The organism is Streptomyces sp. NPDC031365, assembly GCF_055569765.1.
Map to the genome: position 1 here is coordinate 468,098 of NZ_JBVIIM010000001.1, position 6,694 is coordinate 474,791.

General features: G+C 73.7%; 5 protein-coding genes. 3 read left to right on the plus strand and 2 right to left on the minus strand.

Annotated features, from left to right (window positions below; all coding sequences use genetic code 11):
• Window positions 1–13: 13 nt before the first annotated feature.
• Both ACZ5C2_RS02240 and ACZ5C2_RS02245 read right to left on the minus strand, forming a co-directional pair.
• A complete protein-coding gene (locus ACZ5C2_RS02240; protein WP_468785573.1) occupies window positions 14–544 on the minus strand; it encodes an SUKH-3 domain-containing protein in 531 nt (176 codons plus the stop codon).
• Window positions 545–586: 42 nt separating this feature from the next.
• Window positions 587–1,117: a YwqJ-related putative deaminase gene (locus ACZ5C2_RS02245; RefSeq protein WP_468785575.1), complete on the minus strand. Its 531-nt coding sequence runs from the start codon at window positions 1,115–1,117 to the stop codon at window positions 587–589.
• A gap of 348 nt (window positions 1,118–1,465) precedes the next feature.
• On the opposite strand from ACZ5C2_RS02245, the gene ACZ5C2_RS02250 reads away from it, so the two are divergent.
• From ACZ5C2_RS02250 to ACZ5C2_RS02260, 3 genes are all read left to right on the plus strand, one after another.
• Entirely contained in the window at window positions 1,466–2,482 is a 1,017-nt protein-coding gene (locus tag ACZ5C2_RS02250) for an SMI1/KNR4 family protein (RefSeq protein ID WP_468785577.1), read from the plus strand.
• Window positions 2,483–2,491: 9 nt separating this feature from the next.
• Window positions 2,492–5,209: an SUKH-4 family immunity protein gene (locus ACZ5C2_RS02255; RefSeq protein WP_468785579.1), complete on the plus strand. Its 2,718-nt coding sequence runs from the start codon at window positions 2,492–2,494 to the stop codon at window positions 5,207–5,209.
• 202 nt (window positions 5,210–5,411) lie between these two features.
• The gene (locus ACZ5C2_RS02260) at window positions 5,412–6,296 is read left to right on the plus strand and encodes a cellulose-binding protein (protein WP_468785581.1); all 885 of its coding nucleotides are present in this window, start codon (window positions 5,412–5,414) and stop codon (window positions 6,294–6,296) included.
• The last annotated feature ends 398 nt before the right edge of the window (window positions 6,297–6,694 follow it).

Here is a 6,694-nt window from a genome sequence, read left to right on the forward strand (position 1 = left end):
TGGGTGCGGTTCTTCAGCCGGTGGTGAGGCGTGCGGGCTGGATGCCGGTGACCAGGGTGGTGATGCCGTGGTCGATGGTGGGGCCGAGGTACCAGTCGCCGGTGTGGTCGAGGGCGTAGACGCGGCCCTGGGTGTCGATGGCCAGGAGTGCGTGGGTGTCGGTTTCGGCGCCGAGAGGGCAGACCTCGGTGTCGAGGGCGCGGCCGAGGTCGGCGAGGGTGCGGGCCATGTGGAGGCCGTGGAGGGGGTCGAGGTGGAGGGTCGAGGGGGCGACTTGGCGGCCGGGGCCGGTGGGTCTGATGTGGAGTCCGCCGAATTCGGCCCAGGCTTCGACTGCTGCGGGGAAGACGGTGTGGCGGTGTCCTGCGGGTGAGGTGTGGGCGCGGAGGGTGTCGGCCCAGATCTCCGCTTGCTTGATGTCCCAGTGTCCGGGCCGCCATCCGGCGGTGCGCAGTGCGGCGTCCACGGGTACGGCGAAGCGGGGCTGGGGTCCCCCCGGTCGAGCGGAGCCGAGACTGGGGGAGAAGGTGCGGTCGGTGTTCATCTGCTCTTCGTTCGTCGAGGCCGAGTGAGGGTGCGGAGTGGTTCAGCCGGTGGTGGCGGCTGGGTCGACCGTGCGGACGCCGAAGTGGGCGGTGAGTGCGGTGCAGGCGCGGCAGGGGGTCGCGTAGCTGCCGTGGAGGGGGTCGCCGTCCTCGCGGATGCGGCGGGTGGTGATTTTTGCTTGTTTGAGGGCTTTGCGCGCTTCGCCGTTGGTCATGGGTTTTCGTGCGGCGCGTTTGCTGCGGGCGGCGTCGGCGGTGGCGATGTGCCGGGAGATGAGGATCGTTTCGGCGCAGCGGCCGGTGAAGCGGTCGCGCTGGTCGCTGGTGAGGGTGTCGAGGAAGTCCTGGACGAGGGGGTGGAGATCGGGGGGTGTGTCGCCGCGTGCGGGGGTGCCGGTGAGGGTCGTACCGCGGACGGAGAGGGCGGCGGCGATGGTGGGGAGGATGCCGTCGCGGCGGTGGTGGAGGGTGGGGGTGGGGGTGGTGTCGGTGGTGCTCCAGCCGATGCGGGGGTCGCCGGAGCGGGGGTCGCCGGATGGGCCGGTGTGTGTCCCCGTCTGCGTCACGTTCATGGTCGTCATCCCCTCCCGAGCGTCCCCCGGAGATCACAGAGTGCCAAATGGCGTGGCTGATGCGGAAGCTGGGGCGGGGCGACACGCCCGGGTTTGGGCGAGCTGTCACGGGAGGGTGACGGTTGGTCACGGAAGCGGAGGGCGGGTGACCGGCGCCGGTGACCGGCGGGGGCGTACGGCATAGGCTGTCGGCACCGCGATCGATGCGGTGATCCGCGCGGTTGCGCGTGCGGGCGCCGTAGGGGTCGGGGCGGTCAGTAGTTGAGACAGACGTGACAGTCGAATACGTTCCGTAACCGTCCGAAGGGGCGGTGCGGGCCGTACAGAGTGCCGCAGGGGGCAACCGCCATGACGACAGGTCGGCTCGGGCTGGGGGCACCTCCCGGCCGCCAGGCCGGGGGACAAGCCGCGCCGCCGAACGCGGCCTATGCGGGGCAGGTCGTGCACTTCCCGGATCCGGTGCGGGCGGCCCGTCACCCGAGAGGGGTTCGGGTGGACGAGCGCGGTTACCCCGATTTTTCGCCTTATGCGCGTGCGGCGGTGGAGATCGCGGATCCGCCGGAGGGTTTCGGTGTCGACGAGTTGCGTTTGACGGACTACGTGTCGGCGAATGCGGCGTCGGCGGCGAGTGGTCACGCGTTGTGGGACACGGTGCCCGCCGTGGCGACGCCGCACGGCTGGACGTGGCATCACGTGGTGGGGTCGCGGCGGCTGGAGCTGGTGCCGGTCGAGGTGAAGGCGTTGCTGCGGCATCACGGTGGGGTGGCGACGTCGGCGGTGGATCACGGCAAGCGGGGAACGCGGCCGTTGCAGGAGACGCGGCCGGCGCATTTCGGGCTGCCGAAGTCGGGTGTGGCGGTGACGGAGTCGCAGGTGCTGGGTGTCGAGGAGGATCTCGGGTACCGGCTGCCGGGTGCGTATCGGTCGTTCCTGAAGGCTGCGGGTGGTTGTGCGCCGGTGGGGACGGCCTTGGACGCGGAGCTGGGGCTGCTGGTGGACCAGCCGTTCTTCACGGTGCGGGACGAGGCGGCGGTCAATGACCTTGTCTATGTGAACAAGTGTCTGCGTGATCATCTGACCAAGGACTATCTGTGCGTGGCTTTTGTGCAGGGTGGTCTGCTGGCGGTGAAGGTGCGCGGCGAGCGGCAGGGTTCGGTGTGGTTCTGCTCGTACGACGATGTGCGGGACGTGGATCCGTCGGTGCCGCCGGCCGAGCGGGTGGAGCGGCTGCTGCTGTCGTGCGGTGAGGACTTGGACGTGTTTCTGTCGCGGCTCGCGGGGTCTCCGCCGGAGTTGGAGACGGTGGCGAATCTGATGGTGGACGGCGGGTTCGCGCGTGTCGTTCCGGTTTCGACTGGGGAGTGAGGCTCGGCGATGGTGACGTTCGCGCAGGCGCAGGAGCGTGCTGAGGAGTGGGTCAACGGGGATGTGCCGTCGTACCAGCATCGCGAGGTGCGGGTACGGGAGTTCGACCTCGGGTTCGTGGTGTGGGCGGAGGACCGTGCGGACGGGCCCCGTTCGGACGGTGGTGCGCAGCGGCTGGTGATCGCCCGTGACAGTGGTGAGGCGACGCTGTGGCCGGGGTTGCCGGTGGGTGAGGTGATCCGCCGGTACGAGGAGGAGTACGGCCGTGACGCGGCGGTGTCCGAGCCGGCGCCGGCGCCTGCGGCTCGGGTGGATCTGAATCAGACGTCGTTCTTGCTGAGTCCGCCGGAGTGGTTGCAGGAGGCTGCGGACCGGCTGGGGATTCCGGATCGGCGGGAGGCGGGTTCGGGGGCTTCCGGAGCTGCTGGTGACGGTTCCGTCGCGGGGCAGGACTCGGGTTCGGGTTCGGGTCAGGCTCCGGTGGCGGTTCCGGGTGATGAGGGTGCGGCGTCGGGGCGGGCCCCGGTGGATTCCGGTTCTGCTTCCGGAGCCGGCTCGGGCTCGTCCGGGAGCGCGGGTTCGGGCTGGGCCTCGGGCGCCGGCCCGGGCGCCGTCTCCGACGCGGGCCCGCAGGACGCGCCGGTGGGCTCTCCGGCTTCCGGCTCCGGCTCCGGGGCGGGCAGCGGGTCCGCGTGGCCGGCCGCCGGGGGGGACGGTTCCCCGGAGGGTGCCGGGGCGCCCGCCGGGGCGACTCCGTGGGCCGGTACGGACACCAACGCCGATGCCGGTGAGGACCGTTCCGTGCCGCTGCCGGAGACCGTGTTCGCGCCCCAGCTGAGCGAGTCGGGTGACGACACCCCGCCTCCTCCGCCCTCGGCGACGGCGGAGGCGCGGACGGCGCTGATCTCGGGCGGAAGCCGGCTCCCGCCGACGGCTGTCGCGCCGGCGCTCCCGGATCCGGCCGCGCCGCAGGGGACGCCGCCGCCCGCGCAGTACGGCTATCCACAGGGCGGTGCGCCCGGCACGCCTCCGCCGGGTGTGCCGGCGCCGCCGCCGCTCGCGGCCCATGCCGGTGACATCGCCGACGCGGCGACCAGCAAGGCGACCCCGCCGCCGCGCCGTGCTGCGGGTGCGACGCCGCCGCCCCCTCCGGGCGCGCCGGGAACCCCGGGCGCGCGGCCGGGGGGTACGCCCGCGCCCGGCCCGGCGGGCGGATACGTGCCGACGCAGATGGTGTCGTCGCTCGGCCCGCAGGGGCCCGGTGCGCCGACGCCTCCGCCCGGCACTCCGGCTCCGCCCGGTGCGCCAAACGTGCCCGGCGGTACGCCGCCCGGTGCGGTCCACCATGCCGCGACGATGTTCGCCGACCCGCAGGGGGCCGGTCCGGGAGCTCCCGGAACGCCCCCGCCTCCGGGGCCCCCTGGTGCGCCCGGTGCTCCTCAGCCGCCCGGACCGCCCGGACCGCCCGGCGCCCCTGGTGCGCCCCAGCCGCCCGGTGCTCCCGGTGCTCCCGGTGCCCCGGGGGCCGCGGGAGGCGGGCGTCCCCCCGTGCATCACGCGGAGACCGTGCTGGCCGCGCCCGCGGTGGGCGGACCCGGTATGCCCCCGCCCCCGCCGCCGGCTCCTCCCGGTGCGCCCGGTGGTGTTCCTCCGAGGGCGCCCGGCGCCATGCCGCCCGGTACGCCTCCGCCCGGTGTCCCGGGTGGTCCGGGACAGCCGCCGGCGTACGGCTATCCGCCGCAGCCGACCGGTCAGCCGACCGTCGGCCCCGGATACCAGGCCGTGCTGCGCTACCGGGCGCAGGACGGCAGCGAGCAGCAGCTGATCCGGCGTTCCGCGCCCGGTACGCCGCATCCGGAGTGGCAGATCTTCCATGAGCTGCGTGCCATGAACGTTCCGCCGGGTCAGGTGCTGGAGCTGCACACCGAGCTGGAGTCGTGCGAGCTGCCGGGTGCCTACTGTGCGCGGATGATCCGGGAACAGTGGCCGCAGGCGCGGATCACGTCGATCGCGCCGTACGGCACGGATCACGCGAGCCGGCAGCAGGGCATGCGGCAACTCCTGGCGCACCAGGGTGAGCTGCATCAGGTGGCGGACGGTCCGGCGCGTCCCGCGCCGGTGCGTGCGCCGGTCGTGCCGGTGCAGCCGGCACCGCCGGTTCCGCCGGAGGCGGTCGCTCAGGAGCTGGCGGGGGCGTTCGGACCGGGGGTGTTCCGGTTCGAGCAGGCGGCGGTGTCCCGGCAGGGTGTGCCGCCGGTCGTGGCGCACACGCTGGTGGCGGCGGGGCTGCCGATGGACATGGGCCCGTTCTTCTGGGCGCAGGCGCAGCCGGGCCGTCCGGTGCCGACGCTGGCGGAACTGGCGGCGGAGCGGGGTGTGCAGGCGTCTTCGGACGCGGGTTCGTACCTGGTGATGGGCAGTGACTTCGGCAAGGCGATCTGTGTGCAGTACGGCACGGCCAACATCGTCGCGGTGCCGGTGGAGGCCGGGCCGGGCGGTGTGCCTGCCGCGCCGCAATTCGTGAACACCGGTCTGCCGGAGTTCGCACGCTGTCTGGCGCTGCTGGGCCGGATGTGGCGGCTGCGGTTCGGGTTGAACCAGGAGCAGGCGGGTCGCTGGACCGTCGACTTCCAGGCGCACTTGGCCGCGCTGGACCCGGCGGCGCTGGGTTCGCCGGAGAGCTGGTGGTCGGTGCTGCTGGAGCAGATGTGGGACGGGCTGCTGTGATGCGTTGACGCGCGACCCCGCAGGGGGTGAGGAGCCGGGCCAGGTCGTCGGGACGACCGGGCCCGGCTTTTGCGTGCCCCCTTCGCGGAGTGTCGCGTTATGAACACTTCCGTGTGATCCATCAGGATGTGCGCGATTCATCCCATTTCGTGCTCGGTCGTCGTGCTGGGCTTCGTGTCCGTCGGTGGAGAGGGGTTCCAGGGTGAGCAGCGCATCGGTGTCGTCACAGGGCTTCGAGGTCGTGCGGGGGCGTGGCTACCGTCCCTTGCAGGTGATCGCCTACGTCGAGGCCCTCTCGGAGGACCGCGATGCCGCCTGGGAGCGGGCGGCGCGGCTGACCGTGCTGGCCCGGGAGATGGAGGAGGAGCTGGAGCTGCTGCGGGTGCGGGTGGCGGCGCTGCCTCCGCAGACGTACGAGTCGCTGGGCGGGAGCGCGAAGCGGCTGTTCGAGCTGGCCGGGGAGGAGGCGACGGCCGTACGGGAGGGGGCCCGGCAGCAGGCGCAGGACGTCATGGACCTCGCGCGGGACGAGGCGGCCGGTGTGGAGGAGGCCGCGCGGGCGTACGCCGGCGCGGTGCGCGCGGACGCCGATGAGCAGGCCCGTGAGCGGCTGGCGGCCGCGCGTGCGGAGGCCGACGAGATCAGGATCGGCGCCCGGCTGGAGGTGAAGGAGGAGCGCGGACAGACGCTGGCGGCGCTGCGGGAGATGCGGGAGCGCACCTCGCGGATGCTTGCCGAGGCGGCCGGCGAGCAGGCGGAACGGCTGGACGGGGCGGCGCGGGAGGAGGCCGTACGGGTGGCGGCGCTGGATGCCCGGGAGGCGGAGGCGGAGGCGCGTGCGGAGCGTGCGCTGGCCCAGGCGCAGCAGGTGTTCGCCGACGCGGAGGAGGCGGCGAGCCGCCGCGTGGAGGAGGCGCGGGAGCGCGCGGCGGAGGTGGTCGCCGAGGCGCGCGCCCGCGCGGAGGGCATCGAGCGGGAGACCGAGCGGGTGCTGCGCGACCACGCCGGCCGGCGGGAGGACGTACAGGCGCACATGGACCATGTGTGTGCCAGCCTCAGCGCGCTGACGGGTCGGGTGGTGGAGTGAGCGCGTCCGCGGGTGCTTCCGCGTGCCGGCAACCTCGTCCCGGCCGAGGTCCTGGGGGCGAGCGCGGGCAGCGGCTGGGGCGACATGGTCGCCGGCAGCGGCGTCTTCATCGCGCAGTTCGGTATGCGGCAGCCCCTGGCCATGGCGGCGGCGGTCACCATCGCGGTGGCCTACGTGGTGGGTGCCCCCGGTGTGCGTGAAGCACCCGTCATCCTGGTGCTCCAGAGGCTGCTCGCCGCCGCTGTCGTGGTCCTGCTGCGGCATGAGGCGCGCAGGGCGGACCTCGCGCTGTCACAGGAGGCGGGGGGGGGGGGGGGGGGGGGGGGGGGGGGGGGGGGGGGGGAGGGGGGGGGGGAGAGGGGGGGGGAGCGAGGGGGAGCTACGAGGGACCCGTGAGA